Source organism: Telluria sp. ZT3P26 (genome assembly GCF_059686035.1).
This window is the reverse complement of sequence record NZ_JCASII010000006.1, coordinates 168,401-193,627: the sequence shown is the minus strand read 5'-3', so window position 1 is coordinate 193,627 and position 25,227 is coordinate 168,401. Positions and strand designations below refer to the sequence as shown.

Here is a 25,227-nt window from a genome sequence, read left to right as displayed (position 1 = left end):
CGTACTACAATTGGCTTGACTCCGGGCTACTTTTTGTAGTGAAAAAATAGTCTGCTCGCATAACCCTGGCCTCCTCCTCCACGAATCGGAATCATCCATGTCCTTCTTGTCGTCTGCTGCGCCCAAGCTCGCACCCTGGAAAGTATTGCTGGTAGACGACGAACCCGATATCCACGACATCACCAAGCTGACGCTGACGCGCTTTCGCCTCGACGGGCGGGCACTGTCGTTCGTGCACGCCTACAGTGGCGCCGAGGCCAAGGAAATCCTGGCGCGCGAAAAGGACATCGCCCTGGTGTTCCTGGACGTGGTGATGGAGCGCGAAGACAGCGGTCTGGAAGTGGCGCGCTGGATGCGCCAGGACCTGGACAACCAGTTCACCCGCATCGTGCTGCGTACCGGCCAGCCGGGCCAGGCGCCGGAAGAGCGCGTGATCGTCGACTACGACATCAACGACTACAAGGAAAAGACCGAGCTCGATCGCACCAAGCTGTTTACGACGACGTTTGCGGCGCTGCGTGCCTACCGCGACATCATGAAGGTCGAGGAATCGCGCCGCGTCCAGCAAACCTACCGCGAAGGCCTGGAACGCGTGATCGCCGCATCCGCCCACATCTTCCAGCAACGCAACCTGAAGGACTTCGCCAACGGCCTGCTGCTGCAGGTCGTGGCGCTGCTGCGCCTGGAACAGAGCATGTTGCTGCGCCTGAAGGCGGCCAGCGTGATCACCGGCCAGAGCCAGTACGAAGTGCTGGCCCAGATCGGCGACATGGAGGGCGACGAGATCGGCCCGGAACTGGTGGCGCAACTGGACGACGCGCGTCACAACCGCATCTCGCGCCTGCATGGCGACACCTATGTCGGCTACTTCCCGAACAACAGCGGCAAGGCGTCGCTACTGGTGCTCAAGGGCGTGGACGAGATTTCGGATATCGACGCGCAAATGCTGGAGGTGTTCTGCTCGGGCGTGGCCATCGCGTTCGACAACATCCTGCTGAACCAGGAAATTACCGATACCCAGGCCGAGCTGATCCTGCGCCTGGGCGACGTCGTTGAATCGCGCTCGCACGAAGCGGGCAACCACGTGCGCCGCATGTCCCAGGTCTGCTACATGCTGGCCCAGGCCTCGGGCATGCCCGAAGACGAGACGGCAGTGCTGATGCACGCCGCGCCGATGCACGACATCGGCAAGATCGCCACGCCCGATGCAGTGCTGCTCAAGCCAGGCAAGCTGACCGATGACGAGTGGGCCATCATGAAGCAGCACCCGACCGTGGGGCTGCAGATCCTTGACGGCTCGCAGCGCCCGATCCTGAAGGCGGCCGCGGTGATCGCGCACCAGCACCATGAAAAATTCGATGGCACCGGCTATCCGCAAGGGCTGCGCGGGCACGACATCCACCCGTACGCGCGCATCGTGGCGGTGGCCGACGTGTTCGACGCACTGAGCCACGCGCGCTGCTACAAGGAAGCATGGCCCGCCGCGAAAGTGACCGAACACCTGCGCGAGGTGGCCGGGCACCACCTCGACCCCGTGTATGTCGATCTGTTGATCCGGAATATGGACAAGGCGCTGGCGATCAACGAAAAGTGGCCCGACTGAGCTGCACGCCCAATGCGCCTGTCGATTACTTGAACGCAGCGCGCAGCGCCGACGCATCGAAATAGATCTGACGGATCACCGGATGTTCGGCTGCCACCGCGGTTTCGATGCGGCCGATCGCGGCCTCCACCTTGTCGATCGACAGACCCCGGCGAAACTGGACCGACGCGGCCAGCAGCACTTCTTCCGGTCCCAGCTGCATCGTGCGCAGGCTGGCCACGCTGTCGAGCGCCGGCTCGCGCAGGAACAGTGCCTTCAAGGCGGCCAGTTCCTCGTGATCGATCGCTTCGCCCACGAGCAGGCCGCCGGTCTCGCGCGCCAGCATGAAGGCAGCGCCGATCAGCAGCAGGCCGATCACGATCGAGGCGGCCGGGTCGATGTACGGATTGTTGAAATAGTGACCCAGCGCGATGCCGGCTGCAGCAATGCCAAGTCCCAGCAGCGCGGCGGAATCCTCGATGAAGATCGTGAAGACCGATGCATCCTTGCTTGCACGGACGGCTTGCCACAGCGTCGCACCGGGTTTGCGCGCTGTATTGAGTTCCTTGCGCGACACGTTCCAGCTGTAGCCTTCGAACAGGGCAGCCACGCCAAGCACGACGTAGCTCCACATCGGGTCTTCCAGTGGTGGCGGGTTCTGCAGCGCGGCGACGCCATGGTAGATCGATAATCCACCGCCCAGCGAAAACACCGACAGCGCAACGATCAGCGCCCAGAAATACAGCGACTTGCCGTAGCCGAACGGATGCTTGCGGTCGGGTGCGCGGGCGCTGCGGCGTTCACCCAGCAGCAGCAGGAATTCATTGCCGGTATCGACGGCCGAGTGGATGCCCTCGGCCACCATCGCCGCACTGCCGGTGATGCCGGCGACGATGAATTTGGCCACCGCGATGCCCAGGTTGGCGGCAATTGCCGCATAGATGACTTTTTGCGAGCCCTGGCGTGGCGCGTCTTGCTTGTTCTCGTTCATGGACTCTCCAAATGGGGAGCCCAGCGTAAAGAAGCTTCAGCACGGCATCTGTACGGCGACGCACGTGCCCGCTCGAACGTGCCACTACGCCGCCAGTTTTTCCTTGCGCTGCGAACGGGGAAAGCGCAGGTGATAGGTCAGCCCCTGCCCCGGCGCGCTCGTGGCCCGCACCGTCCCGCCCAGCGCGCCGGTCACCAGGTTGTACAGGATGTGCGCGCCCAGCCCGCTGCCGCCGGTCCCGCGCCGCGTGGTAAAGAACGGATCGAACAATTTGTCGAGCGTGGCGGCATCCATCCCTGCGCCATCGTCGGCGTAGTCCATCACCACCCAGCCATCGCCATCAAGCGCCGCGCGCAGCGTGATGTTGCCGGCCTGCTCGTGCTCGAAGCCGTGCACCAGCGAATTCATGACCATATTGGTGAGGATCTGCGACACGGCCCCAGGGAAGCTGTCGAGCATCAGGTCGGGCGGGCAATCGACCGTGACCTTCACCGGACGGCCCTTGAGTTTCGGATGCAGCGACAGGAGCACCTCGTTCAGGTACGCGCCCAGGCTGAAGCTGCGGATATCGTCCGACGACTGGTCCACCGCCACCTGCTTGAAGCTGCGCACCAGGTTCGCGGCGCGCTGGGTGTTGGTGGTCATGATGCGCAGCGACTGGTCGACGATGTCGAAGAAGCTCTCCAGGCTCTCTGCCGTCATCTCGTCCGCCGCCAGTTCTTCGCGCGTGAGTTTCAGTTCCTGCACCAGATGGCTCGTGGCCGTCACGCAGATGCCCAGCGGCGTGTTGATTTCGTGCGCCACGCCGGCCACCAGGCGGCCGAGCGAAGCAAGTTTTTCCTGCCGCACCAGTTCGGACTGCGCCTCCTGCAGCGCGTGCAGCGCCTCATTCAGCGCCGCGTTCTGCTGCTCGAGCGCTTCCTTGGTCTTGCGGATCCTGCGGTCGGCCTGCATGCGCGCAATCGCCACGGCCACGTGGCTGGCCATGAACGCCAGCAGGTCGAGGTCGGCCTTGCTGTAGACGATCGCCGGGTCGTAGCTCTGCACCACGATCACGCCGTACGGCTGGTCGTTGACCAGCATCGGTGCACCCATCCAGCTCGCGATATCCGTGCTGCCCAGCGGCTCGGCCACGGCGCCGGCGGCAACGAGCGCCCTGAAGCTGGCCACGTCGTGCAACTGCGCCTGCTTGGTCGACAGGATGTACGAACACATTGCCTTGCCAAACGGGAAGCGCAGCAGCGGCGGCGCGCTGTCCTTCTGGTCGATGAAGTACGGGATGCTGATCTCTTGCGTGCGCTCGTGGTACAGCCCGATCAGGAAGTTGTCGGCCACCATCAGCTCGCCGATGATGCGGTGCAGGCTGGCGCTGAGCTGGTCGGTGTCGAGCGCCTGCGCCGACAGGTCGGCGATCTCGTACAGCGCGTGCTGGATCTTTTCGGCGCGGCGACGCTCGGCCACCTCGTGCGCCAGCGCGGCCGTACGCGCCGACACCGCGCGCTCGAGCCGGTCCATGCTTTGCAGGCCCTGCAGCGCGTTGGAGACGTGGTTTGCGATCAGCCCGAACAGCGCAATGTCTTCTACGCTATAGGTCTGGTCGGCAGAGTAGCTCTGGATGACGATCGCGCCCAGCGCCTGGTGGTTCTGGTCGAGCAGCGGACAGGCGACAAAATGCTCCGGCGTGCTGCCATTGCCCCAGCGCCCGGCCGCCTTGCGGTGACGCTCGTTGAAATCGGCTGCCGTCAGTACCAGCGTCTGGCGGTTGAGCAGCACCCAGGCCGTTGGCGACTGGTCGGGCGACGCCAGCCGGATGCGCTCGAGCGGATCGCGCGCGCCATCGGCTTCGTCGACAAAATAGGGAAAGCGCACGGTGCCGTCTTCATGGTCGGCCAGCGCCACATAGAAGTTGGCCGCGTACATGATGCGGCCCAGCGCGCCGTGCACGGCCCGGATGAATGCGGTGATATCGCTGCAGCTGGTCGAGAGTTGCCCGATATCGAGCAACATCGATTGCACCGCTTCCAGCCGGTCGAGCCGGTCAAGACGTTCCATGCTTCCCCCGTGTGTTCGCAGAATGCATCCAAAGATGCGCAGGGGAAATAGTAGCAGCTTGGGACCGGGCGCAGCAGCCTGCCGCGCCCCGATTGTGGCTTTTTAGCGCGGCGCGCGGAAGTCGCTTTCGACCCAGGCCTGGGCCGAGCTCGGGGTGAGCTTGAAGGTGGGCGCCACGCGCACGCGCGCAACCTGCTCGCCCATCTCGTCGGTGGCGGCCAGCATCGCGTACGGGTCGTCATCGTCCGGGACGATATCGAGCGTGACCTTCAGTTCGCCCTGCTCGGTGAAGATGTACAGGTTCTTGTGCAGGATCGCGTGCATGTGCTGCTCGTGGCGGCGGATGACTTCGGACGCCGTCTTGATCAGCGTGTTGAAGGCATTGGTGTCGAGCGGCTTCGGGTTCTTCTTGTCGCGGCCCATGGTCCAGGGACCGACCAGCGCCGGTTCGGGCTCGCCATCCTTGTACATCGCGACGGCCCAGCCTTCATCGTCGTCGTTCTTGATCACGCGCGCGGTCCAGCCATTGCCCTGCCACAGCCGGGGTTGCTGCACGGGGCCGGTGTCCTCGCTGCTGTCGTCGCTGTCGGGGTCCAGCATCTGGTCGTTCATGGGTCGGTGTCCTCGGCGCTTGCGCGCCCAAAACCACGATCATAGAGGAAACCGGCCCCATGAAAAAGGCCGCACGACGCTACTGCGGCCGATTGGCTGAAATAGTCCAGAACAGGCTGGAAAATCGCTAGGCCGGACAATCGTCGACGATGCGCGGACAACGCCACGACGGACCGGGTGGCGGCATGATTGGCGGGCCAACGGGAATGGGCCGCGGATCGCCGTTGGGCGGTGGCGTATGGCGGTTGAACGGCGTGATGATGATGGGTGGAATGGCCGGTGGCGCCGAGGGCGGATCCTTCGGTCCGCCGGATGCATGGGCCAGGTCACGGCAGGCGTTGGGCACAGCGTACATGGGGTCCCCCTGAAACAGAGCAGGCTGTCAGTATAGGAAACGCTGCCGTGATTACAAGGACGGAATGCGCGGCGCTTTTCATTGCCCCGGCCTGTGTACATTTCATCCCGTAAAACATGCAGCCTGTCGCACGCGGCTGGCTGCGCACGTGCGCCGGGCATACAGTTCGAGCATGCAAGACCAAACAGCTCAACCCAACCATTCGCGAGGACTGTCATGAAAAAATACGCCCCCTACGTCATCCTGTTCCTGTTTGCCGCCATGCTGTGGAATCTGTTCGACTGGAGTGGCGACATGACGTTCAATCTCGATGGCGAGCAGATCGACGGCCCGCTCGGCTTCATGCTGGCCACGCTGTTCACGGGTGGCGGCATGCTGCTGGCCATCTTCATCTCGGTGATCACGGTGGCGGTGCTGGCGGTGGTGTTTGCCGGCGTCGGTGTGATCCTGATCGGCTCGCTGGCGATTGGCGCCCTCGTGCTGGCGCTGGCGATGTCGCCACTGCTGCTGCCGCTGCTGATTGTCGTGGCGATCGTGTGGTACGCCATGCGCCGGCCGCGCCCGGTCACGCTGGACAAGACCGCGGCAGCGTAAAGCCTCAGCGCGCCACGTACTGCGCGTAACCCCGCGCACGCAGCGCGCACGCCGGACACGTGCCACAACCGTGCCCCCAGGCGTGCGCCTCGCCCCGCTCACCCAGGTAGCAGGTGTGCGTATCGAAGCGGATCAGATCGACCAGCGCTTCGCCACCCTCCTGCTCTGCCAGTTCCCAGGTCTGGGCCTTGTCGATCCACATCAGCGGCGTCTCTACCTTCAGCCGTGTGGCCATGCCCAGGTTCAGCGCCACCTGCAGCGCCTTCATCGTGTCGTCGCGGCAATCCGGGTAGCCCGAGAAATCCGTCTCGCACATCCCGCCCACCAGCACGTTCAGTCCGCGCCGGTAGGCCACCGTGGCCGCCACCGTCATGAACATCAGGTTGCGGCCCGGCACGAACGTATTCGGCAAACCGTTTTCCTGCATCTCGATCGCGACATTGCTGGTCAGTGCGGTGTCGGAGATTTTGGAAATCAGTGACAGGTCGATCATGTGATCGTCGCCCAGGCGCGCATCCCAGTCGGGATTGAGCGCGCGCAGCCTGGCCAGCACGCCGGGGCGCACGGCCAGCTCGATCGCGTGGCGCTGGCCATAATCGAAGCCGATCGTCTCGACCCGCGCATAGCGCTGCAGCGCCCAGGCCAGGCAAGTGGTGGAGTCTTGGCCGCCGCTGAACAGGACGAGCGCGGTGTCGGTGGATAGGATGGTCATGGCGGTAAAAGGAGGTAAAAAAACAGGGGTCAACCGTCAATTCTGGCACAGATTGCGGGCACCGTGGCCGATAAAGCGGGGTTTGTCCAGACGCGCGCGCGCAACATTTCACGTCCGCCATCGACTTTGCCAATCAGTTAAGATGCGAACGAGTCACCCAATGGAGCGTCACGTTGTCACGATCGAATCCCCACCTGCGCAAGGGTCCCCGCCAGCGCACACTTCCTCCGCTGCTGCAACGCTCCCTGCTGGGTGTTGGCGCATTCGTAGTTGCCACCACCGTCTATGCACAAGGTACGACCGGCGTCGATTACACGGTGCGGATCGACGCGCCGCGCGCGCTGGAAGAGTTGCTTGAAGAAAACCTGGACCTGATGCGCTGGCGCGGCAATTCGCGCGTCGATATCGACCAGTTGCAGCGCCTGGTCAAAGAAGCGCCGGCGCAAGCCACCAGCCTGATCGCCACCGAAGGTTATTACTCACCGAAAGTCTCGGTCGGCCTCGATACCAGCGGTTCACGCCCGGTCGCGCGCGTGATCGTCGATCCGGGCCAGCCCGTGCTGGTCGGCGACGTCGACCTGGTGTTGCAGGGCTTTGCCGCCTTTGAAGAAGGCGGCGCTCCCTTCGACGCCAACGCGCTGCGCAATCGCTGGACGCTGCCGGTGGGCAGCCAGTTCCGCCAGTCCGACTGGGAAGGCGCCAAGAAAGGCCTGGTGCGCGATATCGCGCAAAGCCGCTTCCCGCGCGCGCGCCTGGTCGAAACCAGCGCGACCGTCGATCCGGATTCGCGCCGCGCGCTGCTGCGCGTGGTGATCGATTCGGGTCCCGAGATGCGTTTCGGGAACCTGCGTATCCGCGGCCTGAAGCGTTACCCGGCCGAAGTCATCACCAACCTCAACAAGATCAACCCGGGCGACCAGTACAGCGAAGCCGCGCTGCAGGCGCTGCAATCGCGCGTGCAGGACACCGGCTACTTCGCCAGCGTCGAAGTGAGCGCCGACATGCGCGCCGTGCTCAATGCCGAAATCGCCGACATCAAGGAAGACGCCGACAGCGACGCCAATCCGGCCACGCCCGAGCCGGCGACCGGCCCGACCACGCTGCCGGTGGTGGTCAACGTCACCGAAAACAAACAGAAGAACGTCGAGGCCGGTGTGGGCTTTTCGACCGACACGGGCGGCCGCGCACAGCTGAGCTACGACGACCTGAACGTGTTCGGCAAGCGCTTGAAGACTGACCTGATCTACGAACAGAAGCGCCAGACCGCCAAGGGTGAACTGTTCTGGCCAACCACGGCCAAGGGCTATAACGACAGCATCAGCGCGGGCATCGAACGGGAAGACCTGCGCGGCGAGCTGACCACGCTCGCCAGCGTCGCCGCGCGCCGCGCCTGGGGCTCGCCCCTGCTGGAACAAAGCGTGACGCTCGAAGCGCTGACCGAAGAGCGCGAAGTGCAGGGTCTGGAGCCGACCCGCACCAAGAGCCTGCCGCTGACCTACAGCATCACGAAGCGCAAGCTCGACAGCCTGATCCTGCCGACCAACGGCTATGTGGTCAACGCGCAGCTCGGCGGCGCCGTGCTGCCGATCCTGACGGACGAAAAATTCCTGCGCATGTACCTGCGCGGCATCTACTACAAGCCACTGGGCCCGGCGGGCACGCTGATCCTGCGCGGCGAAACCGGCGCCGTGGCTTCGAAAGAAAAGCTCGGCGTGCCGAGCACCTTCCTGTTCCGCGCCGGCGGCGACCAGTCGGTGCGCGGCTACGGTTACCAGGAACTGGGCGTGCAGGAAAACGGCGCGACCGTGGGCGGCCGTTACCTGGCCACCGCCAGCGCCGAATACCAGTACTGGTTCAAGCCGCCCTGGGGCGTGGCCGTGTTCTATGACGTCGGCAATGCCGCCGACAAGTTCGGCGACCTCAATCCCAAGTCGGGCTATGGCGTGGGCGCGCGCTGGCGCAGCCCGGTCGGTCCGATCAATGTCGACCTGGCCTACGGCCATGCGGTGCGCAAGGCGCGCCTGCACTTCTCACTCGGATTCACGTTCTGATGGAAACACCTGAAAACAACCCGGCGCCGACGCCTGATCAACCCCAGACCAACCCACGCCGCTGGCCACGCCGCGTCGCAATCGGCCTTGTCGCCACCGGCGTCATCGTCGGCGGCACGCTCTGGTACCTGGGCCGCGAAACCACGCTGCAAATGATCGCCCAGCGCGTTGCCAGCACCACCGGCGGCAAACTCACGCTCACGGGCGTGAGTGGCACCTTGTACGGCAAGATGCACATCGAACGCCTGATCTGGCGCACCGACGAACAGGTCATCACCGCCAACAAGATCGACATCGACTGGTCACCAGGCCAGGTGCTGTCGGGCGGCATCCTGATCGACCAGCTGTGGGCCGCCAGCGTGCGCATGCAGACGCTGAAGGAAACCGACGAGCCGTCCGTACTCCCGACCAGCCTGGCGCCACCGTTCCGCATCGAGGTCGACGATGCTCGCCTCGCCAATATGACGATGGTGAACATCGGCGGCGCCGAAACGCGCATCGACAATATCCGCGTGCGCGCCAAGGGCGACAAGCGCAGCTGGGTCGTGCAGAACGCGACCGCGGCCACGCCATGGGGCCAGGTCGCCGCCAATGCCACCGTCGGCGCGGCCCGTCCCTTCAAGATCGACGCGGCGGGCAGCCTGACGCAATCGCAGGCCAGCGCCGGCGCGCGCGCCGCGCAGCTGCAGATCAAGGTCGGCGGCGACATCCAGAACGCCACCCAGATCGACGCCACCGGCAGCGCCGGACGCGCCATCGGCGACGCCCATTTCACGCTCGCGCCCTACGCCGAGATCCCGCTGCGCGCGCTGCGCATCAATGGCCGCAACGTCGATCCGGGCTTCTTCAACCCTGCCCTGCCGACCGCCGATCTCACCTTCGCCGTGGCCGGCAAGCTGGACGAACAACGCAATATCAGCGGCAGCGTCGACATCACCAATACCGGGCCGGAAGGCACGATCGACCAGCAACGCCTGCCACTGCGCGCTGCGCGCGGCCAACTGGGCGGCAACCTGTCGGCACTGGCCGTCTCGAACGTGCTGCTCGACTTCGGCGCGGCCGGCAAATTCACCGGCACCGGCGGCGTGCAGCGCACGAAGGATGAAGAAGGCATCGGTACCGCGCGCTTTGCGCTGCACACCGACCGCTTCAACCTCAGGGAAATCCACTCGGCCATGAAGCCGACGGCAATCAAGGGCGATATCGCGGTCACCAACGAAGCGACGCGCCAGACGTTGGAGGCGAACCTGATCGATGCCGGCCTGCGCCTGACGGCGCTGGCCACGCTGGAAAACAATGTGGCCACGCTGCGTGAAGCGACGTTGCGCGCCAAGCGTGGCAGCGTCACCGCCAGCGGCACCATGAACCTCGAAGGCGACCAGGCGTTCAAGGCGACGGCCAATGCCAGCCGCTTCGACCCGTCCGAATTCGGCGACCTGCCGGCAGCCGACATCAACGCCACGGTCAATGCAGCCGGCGTCCTGACGCCCGAATGGAAGGTCGACGCCGACTTCGCCGTGCGCCAGAGCCGCCTGATGAACCAGCCGCTCAGCGGCAAGGGCAAACTCACGGCTGACGCCAAGCGCATCGCCGGCATCGACGCCAACCTGGCGCTGGGCCAGAACACGGTCGACCTGAAAGGCGCGTTTGGCGGCGCGGGCGACCGCCTGCAATGGCGCCTGGACGGCCGCCAGCTCGCCGCCGTGCGCGCCGACCTGTATGGCGCGGTGGTGGCGAATGGCGTCGTCACCGGCACCATGGCGGCGCCGCGCACGACGTTCGACGTCAACGCGCGCAATCTCGGCTGGGTCGACGCCCAGCGCAAGAACAACAGCGGCGTCGTGCGCGCCCAGGGCGAAGCCTGGCTGGGCGGCCCTGAGGCTGCACGCGTGGTCGAAGTCAAAGCCACCGGCGCGACCGAACGCTTCAACCCGGCCGCCTTCGGTTCGCCATTGGCCGGCAATATCAACTCGACCTTTACCGGCAGCGGCCGCGCCGGCGCCGACTGGCGCGGCGCGCTCGACCTCAAGGTGGTCGATTCGACGCTGGCCAATTCGCCGTTCTGGGGCCATGCCCGCCTGGCGGCCGACCGCCGCCATGTGTCCGACGCCAACGTCGACCTGCACGTGGGTCCGAACGTCATCGCCGCCACCGGCAGCTTCGGCGCCGCGCGCGATGCGCTCAACTGGCGCATCGATGCGCCGCAACTGGCCGCGTTCGGTCCCGAATACGGCGGCGTGCTGCGCGGCTCGGGCGTCCTGTCCGGCACCGCCGACACGCCATCGCTCACCGCGACCATCGCGGGCCAGAACCTGCGCGCGATGGGCACGCACACGGTGCGCTCGCTCAAAGCCAGCGCCAACCTGGGCTCCGGCCGCGGCGCAAGCGACCCGCTGGTGACCGATGTCGAGGTACTCGACTACGTCAATGGCGACACCCGCGTGGCATCCGTACGCCTGAAAACCGACGGCACGCGCGGCGCGCACACGCTGCGCCTGTCGGCACTGGGCGACGCGTTCGATGCCAATGCCGAACTGCGTGGCGCCTTCTCGAAAGATACCTGGAGCGGCACGCTGGCTGCACTGCAAAACCGTGGCCGCTATGCGATGAACCTGCAAAAGCCGGTGCCATTGACTGTCAGCGGCGCACCGGGCGGCGGTTTCGCCGGCCTGGCCAGCCCCGAGCGCATCGCCTTCAATGGCGCCGTGATCGCCCTGCCGAACGGCAGCATCACGGTCGATGCGCTGACCAAGGATGGCCCGCGCTGGGCCAGCCGCGGCCATGCCGACAATGTGCCGCTGACCTACCTGGCGCAGTTCTCGCCAGCGCTGGCCGACAACGCGCGCGGCGACCTGACGCTGGGCGCGGCCTGGTCGGTCGACATGCGCGCGCCGCAAGCACAAGGTGCCGCACCTTCGCTGGCCGGCAATGTGCGCGTGTTCCGCGAAAAGGGCGACGCCATCGTCGGTGGCGACACGCCCGTGGCACTCGGCCTGCGCCAGCTGGAGGCGCGCGCCGAAGTGGTCGGCAGCAGCCTGCGCGTGAACCTGGATCTGGATGGCGCCCGCACCGGCGTGGCCAAGATCGACGCCAATGCGCAGATGATCAACGGCCGCCTCGAGAGCGACAGCCCGCTGCGCATGACGGCCAACGCCAACATCCCGTCGATCGCCTGGCTCGCATCGCTGGCCGGCCAGCCGGGCCTGGAACTCGACGGCGCGCTGCGCGTGGCGATGACGGGTGGCGGCACGATCGGGAAACCCAGCCTGAACGGCAATCTCGACGGCGACAAGCTGGGCGTGCGCTGGGCTGAACAGGGCGTGAACCTGCGCAATGGCGAACTGCGCGCGCTGCTTGGCGGCGACCAGCTGCGCATCGAGAAGCTGTCGTTCCAGGGCCGCCAGGGCGGCGCTGCCGCCAGCGGCTACGTGCGCTTTGCCGATGGCGCGCCGACGATGGACATTCGCCTGAACATGGACCGGCTCGAAGCCCTGTCGCGCCCGGATCGTACCGTGATCCTGAGCGGCCAGGCATCGCTCGTGCGTGACGCGAGCCGCTTCGCACTGGAAGGCAAATTCCGCGCCGACCGCGCCCTGATCGAATTCGCGCCGCAAGGCACGCCGACGATCTCGGACGACGTCATCGTGCTGGGCCGCGCCACGACCAAGCCAACGCCAAAAACCAGCGAAAAGGAAGTGCCGCTGACGGTGGACCTGGCAGCCGACCTGGGTGACGACTTCCACATCCGCGCAATGGGCATCGACGCCTACCTGGCCGGCACCGCCCGCGTGCGCATGACGGGCAGCGGCCAGCCGCGCATCAATGGCACCATCCGCGCGCTGAACGGCACCTACGCTGCGTACGGCCAGAACCTGTCGATCGAACGCGCCGTGATGACCTTCAGCGGCCCGTACGACAACCCGTCGCTCGACATCCTCGCGGTGCGCAAGCGCCCCGAGGGCGAGCAGCTGTCCGAGACCAACGTCGAAGCCGGGGTGCAGGTCCGTGGCACGGCGCAATCGCCGACGGCGCGCCTGGTGTCGACGCCGAACGTGTCCGACAGCGACAAGCTGTCATGGCTCGTGCTGGGCCAGGGCATGGAAGCGGCCAGCGGCGACCAGAAAGGCGTGCTGACGGCAGCTGCCAGCGCCCTGCTGGGCGGCAGCGGCGGCACCGGCGGCATCCAGTCGAAGATCGCCAACTCGCTCGGCGTGGATGAACTGGGCCTGAAACAGGGCGCCGGCGGCGGCAGCGGTTCGGGACTGGAAAGCACCGTGGTCACGGTCGGCAAGCGCATTTCGCAGCGCGCTTACCTGAGCTTCGAGCAAGGCACCAGCACCGCATCGAGCCTGGTGCGCCTGCGCTACAAGCTCACGCCGCGTATCTCGCTGCAGTTCCAGACCGGGACCAACAGCGCGCTCGATATTCTCTATTCATGGGCGTTTGACTGATCTGGTCTAGACAGCAGCGGGCAATCCTGCCCGCTGCTGTCCCACGGCGCCCGCCATGCGCGCCAGGCGGCCCAGCAGCACCCCGTTGAACACGCCGAACACCAGGCAGATCGTTGCGGCCACCGCCAGCTGGTGCGCCAGCTGCGGCTGGATCACCAGCACGACCGACGTGATGTACTTGGTCAGAAAGATGGCCAGCATCAGCATCAAAGGCATCACACTGCCGCGCACCAGCACCCGGTCGGGCGCCGTACCGGCTGCGATGCGGGTGCGGCCGAACCGCCAGGCCAGCAGCGCCGCCGCCGCGCAGCCGGTGACCCAGGCGGTCACCAGCACCATTCCCATGTCGAACTTGAGCGCCATATCGTTCAGCGACAATCCCAGCATCACCAGCGGCAGGATCAGCATCCGGCGCAGCGTCAGTTCGCGATCGCGCATCTCGGCGACGCCGCGCCAGAGCAGGAACGCGAGGATGGCCCAGACATACAGGGGCGTGTGGGTCAGGATCTGGATCAGCATGGCAGGCTCCGTGGCAGGTAGAAGGTGCGTACATTGTGCGGACACGCCGGACGCCGCGGCATCCCGTGCGACGAAGCGGCGCCGGGGTGGCGCGAACCGCCTGCGGTGCGGCGCGAACTTTGCGCTGGCCGGGTAGAATCTGGCCATGGCAAGCAAACATCCCATCTTCCCCGGCCCACGCACCGCACGCGGCGCAGTACTCGCCGTGCTGTTGTCGAACGCCGACCAGGCGGGCAGCGAACCGCTGCGCGGGCGCGTGACGCTCGCCGCGATCGTGCGCGCGCTGAAACGCAAATACCACTGGCCGATCGAGACCACCAGCTTCCCGTCCAACGATATCGATGGGCGCGCCACCTGGGCCACCGTCTACAGCCTGCCGCAGGGCGTCATCGATACGGCGCTGGCTGGCAAGGGCAGCGACTGGCTGCGCAGCACCCGCAGCGGTGGCGAGGCCGGTTAGGTAACACCCGCATGGCCCGCGACAACATCAACGACATCCTCGTCTTCATCGCCGTTGCGCGCGAGCGCAGCTTCACGCGCGCCGCCGCCAGGCTGGGCATGAGTCAGTCGGCGCTCAGCCACATCGTGCGGGGGCTGGAAGAGCGCCTGGGTGTGCGCCTGCTCACGCGCACGACGCGCAGCGTCTCGCCCACCGAAGCGGGCGAGCGCCTGCTGCAGAACGTGGGGCCGCGACTGGAAGAAATCGATGCCGAAATCACGGCCATCAGCGATCTGGGCGACAAGCCGTCCGGCACCGTGCGCATCACGGCCATTGACCACGTGATCGACACGGTGCTCTGGCCGCGCATTGCGCCGCTACTGCCGCAATACCCCGAACTGCAGATCGAAATCAGCTCCGACTACCGCCTGGTGGACATCGCGGCCGAGCGCTTCGATATCGGTGTGCGCCATGGCGACCAGGTAGAGAAGGACATGATCGCAGTGCGCCTGACGGCCGACGTGCCGATGCGGATCGTCGGCGCGCCCGCCTACTTCGCACGCCGGCCGGCACCGGCATCGCTGCACGAACTCATGCAGCACAACTGCATCAACCTGCGGCTGGCCAGCAGCGGCGGGCTGTATGCGTGGGAATTGCTGCATGACGGCCAGCCGATCGAAGCGCGCGTGCGTGGCCAGGCGGTGTTTACCAACGTCCATCACATGCTCGCTGCGGCGCTCGATGGCGTGGGCGTGACCTTCCTGCCCGAGAGCCTGGTCGCGCCGCATGTGCAGGCCGGGCGCCTGGTCAGCGTGATGGAAGACTGGTGTCCCAGCTTTCCCGGCCTGCACGCCTATTACCCGAGCCGGCGCCATTCGTCGCGCGCACTGGGGCTCGTGATCGACGCGTTGCGCTACCCAGGTTGATCGACGCGGCCGGCGCGCGCCGCCAGCAGCGCCAGCACGCTGGCCGCCACCAGCACGGCGGCGCTGAACCCGAAGGTGGCGCCATGGCCACTGGCGTCGAACAGCAGGCCACCGCCGGTGGCGCCGAGCATGATCGCCAGCTGCACCACCGCCACCATCAGGCCGCCGCCGGCTTCGGCGTCGCGCGGTAGCGTGCGCGCCAGCCAGGTCCACCAGCCCACCGGGGCCGCCGTCGCGACCAGCCCCCAGATGGCCAGCAGCAGCATCGTTGCCGCCACCGACTGGCCGACGATGAGCAGCCCCACCGCGATCGCCGCCATGATGAGCGGGATCGCGATCAGGACGGGGTACATGCGTGCCTTGAGCACGGACCCGATCAGCGTCGTGCCGATGAACCCGGCCACACCCAGCACCAGCAGCATCAGCGACAGCGTCGACACATCGACGCGGGTGACGGTTTCGAGGAACGGCCGCAGATAGGTAAACAACGCGAACTGCCCCATGAAGAACAGGCTTGCTGCCGCCATGCCCAGGCAGACTGCGGGACGCTTGAGCAATGCGAACATGCTGGCTGGTGCCTGCCGGTGTTCGGGGCGCAGCGCCGGAAGGCTGAACCAGAGCCATGCCAGCGCCAGCGTCGCCACCGGCACCAGGCAAAAGAAGGCGCCGCGCCAGCCGATCACGCCGCCCAGGTAACTGCCCGCCGGTGCCGCAATCACCGTGGCCAGCGCATTGCCGCCATTGAGGATGGCCAAGGCGCGCGGCACGTCGGCCGTGGGCACCAGGCGCATCGCCGTGGCCGCCGACATCGACCAGAAGCCGCCGATGGCCACACCAATCAGCGCGCGGCCCACCATGAACAGCGGATAGTTCGGCGCAAATGCGGCCACGGTTCCCGACGCGATCATCAGGCCGGTCAACGCCAACAGCAGCGTCTTGCGGTCGAGCCGCCCCACGAACGATGTCAGGCACAGACTGGTCAGCAGTGCGAACGCACCGGAAATGGCGATCGACTGCCCGGCCTGGCCTTCGGTGATGTGCAGGTCGGCCGCCAGTGGCGTGAGCAGGCTGACCGGCATGAATTCGGACGCGACCAGGGCAAAGGCGGCAAGCGACATCGCCAGCACGGCGCCCCACGCCGCAGGCCCGGCCGGCTTGCTGTCGCAAGCGACGGAAATGGTTGGATTCATTGGTTAGGCAGGAGTAGAAAACAAACGCTCCCCCTGCACCAGGGCGCAGGAGGAGCGACGATGCGGCCCGCGACGGGGCCGAAGGCGGCTTACGCGGCCAGCGTGGCGCTGTCGATCACGAAGCGGTACTTGACGTCACCCTTGAGCATGCGCTCGTAGGCGCCGTTGATCTCGTCGGCGCGGATCATCTCGATGTCCGACACGATGCCGTGTTCGGCGCAGAAGTCGAGCATCTCCTGGGTTTCAGGAATCCCGCCGATCATCGAGCCGGCGATCGCGCGGCGCTTCATGATCAGGTTGAACACCTGCGGCGACGGGTGCGGCGAATCCGGCGCGCCGACCAGCACCATGGTGCCGTCGCGCTTGAGGATCTGCAGGAACGCGTCCAGGTCGTGCGGCGCGGCCACCGTGTTGATGATCAGGTCGAGGGTCTTGGCCTGCGCCGCCATGGCGTCGGCATCCTTCGAGATCACGACTTCATCGGCGCCCAGCGCCAGCGCGTCGTCGCGCTTGGAGGCCGACGTCGTGAACGCCACGACATGCGCGCCCATGGCGTGGGCCAGCTTGATGCCCATGTGGCCCAGGCCACCGATGCCGACGATGCCGACCTTCTTGCCGGGACCGGCGTTCCAGTGGCGCAGCGGCGACCAGACGGTGATGCCGGCGCACAGCAGCGGCGCCACGGCGGCCAGCTGCTCTTGCGGGTGGGTCACGCGCAGCACGAAGCGCTCGTGCACGACGATCTGTTCGGAGTAACCGCCCAGCGTGTGGCCCGGTGCGTCCGGGGTTGGGCCGTTGTAGGTGCCGACCATGTTGTCGCAATAGTTTTCCAGGCCTTCGCCGCAATCGGCGCACGCCTTGCACGAATCGACCATGCAGCCGACACCGACCAGGTCACCGACCTTGTGCTGCGTGACGTGGGCGCCGATGGCCGACACGCGGCCGACGATCTCGTGGCCCGGCACGCAGGGAAACTGCGAGCCGGCCCATTCGCCGCGCACGGTGTGCAGGTCGGAGTGGCAGACGCCGCAGAAGTCGATCGCGATCTGCACGTCGTGCGCGCCAGGCGCGCGGCGCGTGATGTCCATCGATTCGAGAGCTTGGTCGGGCGCGTAGGCGCCATAGGCTTTGACGGTCATGGGGATCCTTGTGGTAATGCGATCAGCGCCGCGGGCGGCGCTGATCGATGAACAAGGAGGCAATATAAAACCTGGCGCAGACGGGATAAAGACCCGTTCACGCATTGGGCATATGACGCCAGCGCATGAATGCAGCGCGGCCTTCAGCCGGGCCGGTGCCGGCTCAGGCGAGCGCCAGGCGGCGCAATGCGGCGTCGATATCGTGCAGGCTGTCAACTTCGCAGGTCGGGATGGCGTGCGATTCGTTGGCCAGGCCGCCCGGGTTGAACCAGACGCTGTCGATGCCGAAGCGGTTCGCGCCAAGGATATCGGCGTCCAGGCGGTCGCCCACGATCACTGTATCGGGCTTGGCGAAGGTGCGCGCCATCTTGCTGGTGTACTCGAAGAAGCGGCTGTCCGGCTTGGCGAAGCCGCAGGCTTCGGACGTCGCCACGAACGACAGCGACGGGGCCAGCCCCGAACTGGCGATGCGCCGGTGCTGGATCGCGTGCGCGCCGTTGGTGATGATGCCCACTTCGCCGATGGCGGCCAGCGTTTCGCACAGCTCTACGGCGCCGTCCACCAGCACGACGGTATCGGCAAGGGATTCGCTGTACACATCACTGGCGACGTGCGGATCGAGGTCGATCCCGTTGTCGGCGAAGGTCTTGCGAAAGCGTTCGATGCGCAGGAAGTCCTTCGACACGGCGCCCTGTTCGAAGAGGCGCCAGAGCGCGACATTGGTCATCTGGTACTGCGCGAACAGGACGTCGAGGCCATCACGCAGATCGAAGTGCGCCATCGTGCGCTGGAAGGAAGCTTGTTCGGAAGCCCGGAAATCGAGCAGGGTATCGTCGAGGTCAAACAGGAAAAGGCGGTGTTTCATTGCGTCCAACAGTAAAGCGGCAATGCTCCATGGTAGCACCCGCCGCCAACCTGCGTCAGCTGGGGTTCGGATCGGGCACCGGCTCGTCATCGTGCGGCAGATGGCCCGGCTGGTGGTGCGGATGCGGATGCGGCTCGTCAAAAGGGTCGGGCATCGGATCGTCGACGGGCGCCGGGTCGGGCGCGCGATGGGCATGGATGGAAAACGGCGGCGCTGATGGCGCAGTACGGGCTGCTTGCATGATCTGGTCCTCCCGGTGGGTGCTGGTTGAACCACATTAGCATACGCTCCTGCGGCGCGGCGCGCGCCGGCAGTGGGCTACAATGCGGTCTTTCCGCACACCGCCTGCTGACCGTCCTCATGGAACTTTCGATCACCACCCTGGCCCTGCTCGTCCTGACCCCGCTGCTGGTCTGGCGCATCTACGCGCGCATCAAGAAGCAGATGCTGCGCCAGCGCTCGATCTACCAGCGCCATTACACGGGCATCCTGGTGTTCGGCGCGATGATCCTGGTGCCGGCGGCGCAGCTGTTTGCCAGCCCGTACAACCTGGCGGCGCTGCTGGTGGGCGCGGCCGGCGGCATCGGCTACGGCGTATGGGGCCTGAAGCTGTCGCGCTTCGAGGCAACGCCCGAGGGTTACTTCTTCACGCCGAACGCCCGCCTGGGCCTGGTGATGGCGATGATCCTGGTGGCGCGCATCCTGTACATCGGCGTCGAGATCTACGCCAACCAGGGAAAGGGTCTGCCCACGCCCCAGTTGAGCGACAGCCCGCTGACGATGCTGTGCGTGGGTCTCACCAGTGGCTACTTCGCCTGCTATTCGGCCGGGCTGCTGCGCTGGCGGCGACGCGCCAAGCGCGAAAGCTTGCAGGCATAAAAAAAGGGATCCGCATCGGATCCCTTTTTTGCATCAAGCCGCTTTCGCGTCTTCCTTCCGGCGCTGCAGCACGAAGATCGGCTGCGCCCACTGCTGGTCCTTCTTCTTCTTGCTCGTGATGAGCGTCAGTTCCGACGGGTCGTAGACGTCCGTGTTGTGCGTCAGCGGGGTCGTCATCAGGTACTGGGCATCGGTGTTCTTCAGGAACTCGCCGACCAGCTGGATGTTGCGGATATCCAGGTGGGCAAACGGTTCATCGATGAACACGAAGCCGCCCGAGCCTTCTTCGGACTTGAGCAGGCCAATCAGCAGCACCAGCGACTTCATGACCTGCTGGCCGCCCGACGCTTCGCCGTCGTTCATCCCGATCTGGTCCTTGCCGTCGAACTTGAAGCGCACGTGCAGGCCCGCCTGCGACAGTTGCACGTCGTCGTTCTCGAGGCGCACCGGGTCGGCCTGCACGTCGATCCCGGCCAGGCCACCCAGTTCGCGGATGTTCTTGGTGTAGGTCTTGATCGTGTAGCGCAGGCGCTCGATGTAGGCGCCGCGCGCATTGCCGGTCGCTTCGATCGCGCGGTTGTTCTGGTAGCGGCGCTCCTCGGTCTCCGTCTGGCGGCTTTCGAGCTGGTCGTGCAGGCGTGCGTACTGGTCGACCACCGTCGGGTCGAGTTCCCAGTCGTCACGCGCCAGCGAACCTTCAAGGGACCCCAGGCGCAGATTGACCTGGTGCGCATTCTGGTGCTTGGCCACCAGGTCGCCGCGCCAGTTCGGATTCTTCCAGGTGCCCGGCACCGCGCGCCAGCTGCGGCGCAGTTCCAGCAGCGCTTTCGCATGCTCGGTGCGCTGGTCGATCTGGCGGCGATGGTTCAGGCGCATGCCCGCCTCGGCTTCCGACAGCGCCATGCGCGCGTTCTGCCACACGGTGTCGGCGCGGGTGCGCGCGACGGTCGCGTTCTTGCTCAGCGTTTGCAGCTCGCCCAGACGCGCGCCCACTTCCATCCGTTCGGCTTTGAGCGGCGCCAGTGCGCGCGCGGCTTCCTCGAACTCTTCCTGGCGGGCCGACAGTTCCTTGGCCGCGTCCACGCCGGCGATGCGCGCCTTCAGGCCGCCCACTTCGGCGGCCAGCTTCGAGATCGCCAGCGTCAGCGCGTCTTCCTTCTGTTCCAGCGCCGGCAGCGATTTCTGGATCGCTTCCAGGCGCTGCGTCTTGCCGGCTGCGCCAAAGCGATAACGCGATGCTTCGACGAACAGCGAGCGACCACCGCGGCGTTCGCGGTGGTAGGCGTCTGGCGTGATCCACTCGTCCGAGCGGCTCTTGAAACCGTCGTCGACCGAATCGACGCGCACGATACGTTCCAGCTGGTCGATCAGCCAGCCCGGCGCCTTGCCCGAGAAACTCACCACCGACAGCAGGCTGTCATCCTTGACGACCGGCGCCGTCACGCAGTCGGGCACGATGAAGTGGCGATAGCGCTCCTTCTCGGCCAGGCGGTAGGCGTTGGCGGCATCCGATGCTTTTTCGAGCAGCACGACCGATGCGTAACCACCGAGCACACCTTCGACCGCGCCCTGCCATTTCGGATCGGTCACTTCGACGATGTCCGACAGCATGGCGTGCGCGATGCCCTCGTCGCGCAGTGCGCGGCGCATCAGGCGCTGCGCTTCCGGTTCCGGCATCGCGCTCTTGCCCTGCAACTGGGAGATCGTCGCCAGCTCGCCCGCGATCTTCGTCGACACGGCCTCGCGCGCGCTCTTCTGGCGCGCCAGCTCGGCTTCTTTTTCACCCAGCTGCTTGCCCACTTCGGCGATGTCCGCGCCGGCGTCCGCCGACAGCTTTTGCAGGCGGTCGCGCTGTTCCAGCAGGCTTTCCAGCGGTTTCAGGCGCGTGTTCACTTCGGTCAGGCGTTTGGCCAGTTCGCCGCCCTCCTGCTCGAGCTGCGTTTCCTGCTTCTGCGCTTCGGTCAGCGCGCGCTGCTGGCTAGCCAGCTGGCTGCGCTTCTCGGCCAGTTGACCGTCGGCCTGCACCAGGGGCTTTTTCGCTTCGCGCAGCGTGCGCGAAACCAGCAGCGCTTTTTCGCGTGCTTCGTGATACTGCAGCGCCGGCAGCACTTCTTCGTGCAGCTCGCGCTTTTCCTTGTGCAGATCGGACCACTGATGGTGATTCGCCACGCGCAGGCGCAGGCCTTCGAGGTTCGTTCGCGAGGCTTCCAGTTCGGCCTCGAAGCGTTTCAGTTCGGTCTCGGTGTCACGCTGGTGGCGCTTGGCTTCGTCATAGGCGTCCAGCACTTCCTTGTCGCCGAAGACCTGGAACACCAGGTCGAGCAACTGGCGCGGCGCGTATTCGCACAGCTTGTCGGTTTCGCCCTGCTCCAGCGCCAGCACTTTCGACATCGCCGGCGACAGGCCGGCCGACGCCAGGCGCTTGCGGTAGTTTTCCACACCCAGCCAGTCGGTCGCTTCGGTCACTTCCTCGATCTCGACGTTCCCGGGACGCATCAGGTACTGGCGCTTCCAGTCGCCGCCGTTTTTCTGCACCTGGCAGAACAGCGTGACTTCATCGTCGGCGAAAAAGCCCGAATGACGAAACGGCCGGTTCGACAACTGGCGGCCCACCGGCTTGTTGTCGACGACGGCGCGCAGCCAGGCGCTTTGCTGGCCCGAGTGGCGCGCATAGTGTTTGTAGGTGCGGCCCATCGAGCAATCGAGCCCGAACAGCGTGCGCATCGCGTCGAGCAGCGTGGTCTTGCCCGAGCCGTTCTGGCCGGCGATCGTGATGATCTTGGCGTCGAGCGGGATGTTCTTGATCCGCTGCCAGTAATCCCAGTGGACCAGTTCAAGTGATTTAATGTGGAACATCGGCTATCTCAATTCGGGGTGTCGGTGACATCGGCGTCGGGATCGGCGTCGGGTGCATCAGCCGGTGCATCATTGGCCGCAGCGCGGCGCGGCACCACCGCCAGCGGGGCGCGCTTGAAGACTTCGGACAGTGCGCCGTTGATGATGCGCTCCTTGAGCACGTCGGTGTCCATCATCAGGTCGAGCAGCGGGCCTTCCAGGATCACGTCGCCGCGGCGCTCGATGAAGCCGAGTTTCGACAGCACGCCCAGGTTCATGTCCATGCGCGTCTTCTTGCCCAGCTTGTCGCCGAAGTCCGACAGCAGCGCCGTGTACGAAATGCCGATCGACGTGTCTTCGGCGCGCGGGATCGACAGCTCCTTCTCGAACATGTCGTTCTGGTCGTCGTCGATCGTCGTGTGGGTTTCCTGGCGCTCGCGCTTGGGCAGGATGATCTGCGCCCACAGCACGACCAGCAAGGCCACGCCATCGCGCGTCAGGCCGAAATTGTTGTTCTGCCAGATGTCCTTGGCCCCGAAGATCTTCGGCTCGACGTTGCGGTGCAGGGCCACGGTGACGTGGTCGGCATACACGTTGTCGAGCAGCTTCAGGCCCGATTCGAGCAGGCGCTTGTCGACTTCGGCGCGGAACTGGTCGTCCGACAGCGCGCGCTTGACCATCTTGTCGTCGCGGCGCAGGGTCTGGTGCGTCAGCAGGCGCGCGATCAGGATTTGTGCATCGTCATTCATGGGGCAGGCTGTCCATCAGGAGTGGAATCGGCATTCAGTGAAAGGGTCGCGACCGACATGGCCGCCACTTCCGGGTCGTTCAGCTGGACCATCTCGTCGAGCGAGACGAACGTCAGCGGCAGGCGCGCCAGTTCGGCGGTCGCGCCCTGCAGGCTCGCTTCGGACGCGTCACCCAGCAGCGGCAGCAGCGAGGCGCGGTACGAGGCCAGCGCGAACGTGGCCGGCAGCAGCGATTCATGCAGCTGCACCCGGCGCGGGCCGACACTCGAAAATTCGGGGAAGTTGCCCAGGTTGGCGAAGTCGGCCAGCTTGTTGATCCAGTCGTTCAGCTCGAGCTGCATGGCCGGGTTGTCGTTGACTGTCAGCGGCGCATCCTGGCCGCTCGGCAGGCCTTTCGGGCCGGTCGAGATGATGCGCTCGGCCAGCAGTTCGGTTTCGGCCACGTCGATCATCTCGGCCGGGGTGCCGAACAGCGGCGTGACCGGGCGGTCGATGGCGCCGGCGGCCAGGCTGGCCAGGTCGTCGTGCGCCAGCAGCCAGCGCTTGACGTCGGTGGTCGACAGGCCCGACTGGCCCAGGTGCACGCGCTGGCGTTCGATCTGGTTCAGCGCGCGCGAGAACATGCCCTGCATGTTCAGCAGTGCGCTCTGGGCGCGGCCGATTGCCTGTGCGGCGCGGTGCGTGGCGGCGTCGGCCCGTTCGTCGGACGTGATCGCGCGCAGGATGACCGAGCCCTTCTCGACCCAGTCGCAGGCCATGTGCCACTTTGCCTGCGAGGTGCGCAGGCGGAACTCGGAGCCGGACGCGATCGCATCGCGAAACTCCTCGGTCAGTTCCACCAGGCGGCCCAGCAGGTGTTTCAGCTGGTCGACCGTGACGCCGCCCACGGCCTGGGCGCCGGCCACCTGCGACAGCAGGAAGCCCATCTCGGCTTCGTCGCCTTCGGGCTTGCCCAGCGCCAGCAGGGTTTCCAGCGCAGACAAGACGTTGCGCGCCAGCGGCGTGATCCGGTAGACGGCGGCCGGGGCATCCCAGGCCAGCAGGCCGTGGCCGCGCAGGCGGTTGAGCACCGTTTCCAGGCTTTCGGGAACGAGATAGGCCAGCTTCTGGTTGATGTCGGCGCGCGAGAACGCCGACGTGGACGCGTCGCCGGCCAGTTCGCGCAGGACGAGCAGACGCACCAGCACGCCATCTTGCGAACCGTGGAACAGGGCCGTGAAGGCCGACAGCATGGGCTGGGCACGCTTGAGGTGGAAGACTTGCTCGATCTCGTCGGGTGCAATGCCATCCTGGAAGTGCACCTGCAGCGGATCAAGTTCCTGCGCTGTCGTCGAGGCGTCGGCAGCGTGCGCCGCGCCGGCTTGGGGGTCGATCATCGTGTTAATAACCAGTCTCGTGCGCGGCCGAGGCGGGTCTGCAGTGCATTTGTTACAACAGACCCGGCCGGCTTCGCGGGGGCGTCAGTATAACAGTTAAGACTGGGCAATTCCGGAATGGCTGCCCCCAGGGGCAGCCTCTGCAACACTGCTGTCGCTTACGACCTGGTGATGCTCTTGAGCGTCTGCTCGATGGTTTCCCTGTCGCCTTCAGTGAAGCGGATCTTGACCGGATAGTATTCGTGCGCCGGCGCCAGCCAGACGTCCACGCTCTGGTCGCGGCTGCCTTTCAGGGCTGCGCGGGTGACGAGGATCGCATCGACTTCGCCCAGGCCGGTCTTGACCTTTTCGTTGCGCACGACCTTGAAGGTCCAGGTCTCGGCGCTGCTGCGCCCCGCCACGAAGAACGGCCACTCCGAGCCGGGCTTGAACTTGTCGCCGGCGGCGCGCGCCACGGCGGCCAGTTGCCACGTGACCGAGACGCGGTCCTGCTCTCCGCCCTTAAGCGGATAGGTCTTCTCGCCTTCGGAGAAGCGCATCGTTTTGGCAGCACGATCGAACGTGATCGAAGTCGGGTCCTTGCGCATGCGCTTTTCGGAAAACTCGGTCGGCGCCAGGCCGTAGGCATCGATGACGCCCTGGCTGCGGTTATCGAGCAGCGTGCCCAGGATCGCCACGCGCGACTCGAAGCGCACGTCATATTTGCCGTCGCTGGCGCGCCAGGTGACGGTGGCGTCGCCTTTCAGCGCCAGACCTTTCTGGCGCGCGGCCAGGTCGTAGGCCAGATCAGCCGATGGCGGCAATTCGAACGCGCGCTTGACGGCCGGATGGGCGGGCTGGGCGGACGCGCCACCCAGTGCGAAGGTCAGCGCCAGGGCTGCACCGATGTGTCGAATGTTGTTCATAGGCA

The 25,227-nt window shown here is 66.0% G+C and carries 21 protein-coding genes; 7 read left to right on the top strand and 14 right to left on the bottom strand.

What is annotated here, in order from left to right:
• The first annotated feature begins 97 nt into the window (after window positions 1-97).
• On the top strand, window positions 98-1,603 hold the full coding sequence (locus AC56LN_RS19660) for a DUF3369 domain-containing protein (RefSeq protein ID WP_499574304.1): 1,506 nt from the start codon (window positions 98-100) through the stop codon (window positions 1,601-1,603).
• A gap of 25 nt (window positions 1,604-1,628) precedes the next feature.
• On the opposite strand, the gene AC56LN_RS19655 is transcribed toward AC56LN_RS19660, so the two are convergent.
• From AC56LN_RS19655 to AC56LN_RS19640, 4 genes are all read right to left on the bottom strand, one after another.
• Window positions 1,629-2,573 carry a cation diffusion facilitator family transporter gene (locus AC56LN_RS19655; RefSeq protein WP_499574302.1) on the bottom strand — a complete coding sequence of 315 codons (945 nt, stop codon included), beginning with the start codon at window positions 2,571-2,573 and terminating at the stop codon, window positions 1,629-1,631.
• 84 nt (window positions 2,574-2,657) lie between these two features.
• Window positions 2,658-4,625 carry a GAF domain-containing sensor histidine kinase gene (locus AC56LN_RS19650; RefSeq protein ID WP_499574299.1) on the bottom strand — a complete coding sequence of 656 codons (1,968 nt, stop codon included), beginning with the start codon at window positions 4,623-4,625 and terminating at the stop codon, window positions 2,658-2,660.
• Window positions 4,626-4,727: 102 nt separating this feature from the next.
• Window positions 4,728-5,237, bottom strand: coding sequence for a hypothetical protein (locus AC56LN_RS19645; protein ID WP_499574297.1), 510 nt, complete (start codon window positions 5,235-5,237; stop codon window positions 4,728-4,730).
• A gap of 127 nt (window positions 5,238-5,364) precedes the next feature.
• Window positions 5,365-5,592: a hypothetical protein gene (locus tag AC56LN_RS19640; protein WP_499574292.1), complete on the bottom strand. Its 228-nt coding sequence runs from the start codon at window positions 5,590-5,592 to the stop codon at window positions 5,365-5,367.
• Between the two features lie 216 nt (window positions 5,593-5,808).
• On the opposite strand from AC56LN_RS19640, the gene AC56LN_RS19635 reads away from it, so the two are divergent.
• Entirely contained in the window at window positions 5,809-6,186 is a 378-nt protein-coding gene (locus AC56LN_RS19635) for a hypothetical protein (protein ID WP_499574289.1), read from the top strand.
• A 4-nt stretch (window positions 6,187-6,190) separates the two neighbouring features.
• Here the strand turns inward: AC56LN_RS19635 and queC are convergent, their stop codons facing one another.
• Complete coding sequence (queC, locus tag AC56LN_RS19630; protein ID WP_499574285.1) at window positions 6,191-6,898, bottom strand: 7-cyano-7-deazaguanine synthase QueC; 708 nt, start codon at window positions 6,896-6,898, stop codon at window positions 6,191-6,193.
• A gap of 173 nt (window positions 6,899-7,071) precedes the next feature.
• On the opposite strand from queC, the gene AC56LN_RS19625 reads away from it, so the two are divergent.
• Both AC56LN_RS19625 and AC56LN_RS19620 read left to right on the top strand, forming a co-directional pair.
• On the top strand, window positions 7,072-8,949 hold the full coding sequence (locus AC56LN_RS19625) for an autotransporter assembly complex protein TamA (RefSeq protein WP_499574283.1): 1,878 nt from the start codon (window positions 7,072-7,074) through the stop codon (window positions 8,947-8,949).
• Window positions 8,949-13,400, top strand: a complete 4,452-nt coding sequence (locus tag AC56LN_RS19620; RefSeq protein ID WP_499574280.1) for a translocation/assembly module TamB domain-containing protein — start codon at window positions 8,949-8,951, stop codon at window positions 13,398-13,400. The genes AC56LN_RS19625 and AC56LN_RS19620 overlap by 1 nt, the downstream gene beginning before the upstream one ends.
• A 6-nt stretch (window positions 13,401-13,406) precedes the next feature.
• Here AC56LN_RS19620 and AC56LN_RS19615 read toward each other — a convergent pair whose 3' ends face one another.
• Window positions 13,407-14,066, bottom strand: a complete 660-nt coding sequence (locus AC56LN_RS19615) for a DUF6622 family protein (protein WP_499574278.1) — start codon at window positions 14,064-14,066, stop codon at window positions 13,407-13,409.
• On the opposite strand from AC56LN_RS19615, the gene AC56LN_RS19610 reads away from it, so the two are divergent.
• Together AC56LN_RS19610 and AC56LN_RS19605 are read left to right on the top strand one after the other, a co-directional pair.
• Entirely contained in the window at window positions 14,065-14,379 is a 315-nt protein-coding gene (locus AC56LN_RS19610) for a hypothetical protein (RefSeq protein ID WP_499574276.1), read from the top strand. The genes AC56LN_RS19615 and AC56LN_RS19610 overlap by 2 nt on opposite strands.
• 11 nt (window positions 14,380-14,390) lie before the next feature.
• Window positions 14,391-15,284, top strand: coding sequence for a LysR family transcriptional regulator (locus tag AC56LN_RS19605; protein WP_499574274.1), 894 nt, complete (start codon window positions 14,391-14,393; stop codon window positions 15,282-15,284).
• Here AC56LN_RS19605 and AC56LN_RS19600 read toward each other — a convergent pair.
• From AC56LN_RS19600 to AC56LN_RS19585, 4 genes are all read right to left on the bottom strand, one after another.
• Window positions 15,272-16,474 carry an MFS transporter gene (locus tag AC56LN_RS19600; RefSeq protein ID WP_499574272.1) on the bottom strand — a complete coding sequence of 401 codons (1,203 nt, stop codon included), beginning with the start codon at window positions 16,472-16,474 and terminating at the stop codon, window positions 15,272-15,274. The genes AC56LN_RS19605 and AC56LN_RS19600 overlap by 13 nt on opposite strands.
• An 89-nt stretch (window positions 16,475-16,563) precedes the next feature.
• Window positions 16,564-17,613, bottom strand: coding sequence for an NAD(P)-dependent alcohol dehydrogenase (locus AC56LN_RS19595; RefSeq protein ID WP_183553964.1), 1,050 nt, complete (start codon window positions 17,611-17,613; stop codon window positions 16,564-16,566).
• A 163-nt stretch (window positions 17,614-17,776) separates the two neighbouring features.
• Entirely contained in the window at window positions 17,777-18,478 is a 702-nt protein-coding gene (locus AC56LN_RS19590; protein ID WP_499574270.1) for a YjjG family noncanonical pyrimidine nucleotidase, read from the bottom strand.
• A gap of 55 nt (window positions 18,479-18,533) precedes the next feature.
• Window positions 18,534-18,719 carry a hypothetical protein gene (locus AC56LN_RS19585; RefSeq protein WP_499574268.1) on the bottom strand — a complete coding sequence of 62 codons (186 nt, stop codon included), beginning with the start codon at window positions 18,717-18,719 and terminating at the stop codon, window positions 18,534-18,536.
• 119 nt (window positions 18,720-18,838) lie between these two features.
• Between AC56LN_RS19585 and AC56LN_RS19580 the strand changes: the two genes are divergently transcribed.
• The gene (locus AC56LN_RS19580) at window positions 18,839-19,357 is read left to right on the top strand and encodes a CcdC protein domain-containing protein (protein ID WP_499574266.1); all 519 of its coding nucleotides are present in this window, start codon (window positions 18,839-18,841) and stop codon (window positions 19,355-19,357) included.
• Between the two features lie 33 nt (window positions 19,358-19,390).
• Here the strand turns inward: AC56LN_RS19580 and AC56LN_RS19575 are convergent, their stop codons facing one another.
• From AC56LN_RS19575 to AC56LN_RS19560, 4 genes are all read right to left on the bottom strand, one after another.
• Window positions 19,391-22,213, bottom strand: a complete 2,823-nt coding sequence (locus tag AC56LN_RS19575) for an ATP-binding protein (protein ID WP_499574264.1) — start codon at window positions 22,211-22,213, stop codon at window positions 19,391-19,393.
• 8 nt (window positions 22,214-22,221) lie between these two features.
• The gene (locus AC56LN_RS19570) at window positions 22,222-22,941 is read right to left on the bottom strand and encodes a hypothetical protein (protein ID WP_499574262.1); all 720 of its coding nucleotides are present in this window, start codon (window positions 22,939-22,941) and stop codon (window positions 22,222-22,224) included.
• Window positions 22,938-24,317, bottom strand: coding sequence for a hypothetical protein (locus AC56LN_RS19565; RefSeq protein ID WP_482897152.1), 1,380 nt, complete (start codon window positions 24,315-24,317; stop codon window positions 22,938-22,940). The genes AC56LN_RS19570 and AC56LN_RS19565 overlap by 4 nt, the downstream gene beginning before the upstream one ends.
• A gap of 158 nt (window positions 24,318-24,475) precedes the next feature.
• Complete coding sequence (locus AC56LN_RS19560; protein WP_499574260.1) at window positions 24,476-25,222, bottom strand: DUF3108 domain-containing protein; 747 nt, start codon at window positions 25,220-25,222, stop codon at window positions 24,476-24,478.
• Window positions 25,223-25,227 lie beyond the last annotated feature (5 nt).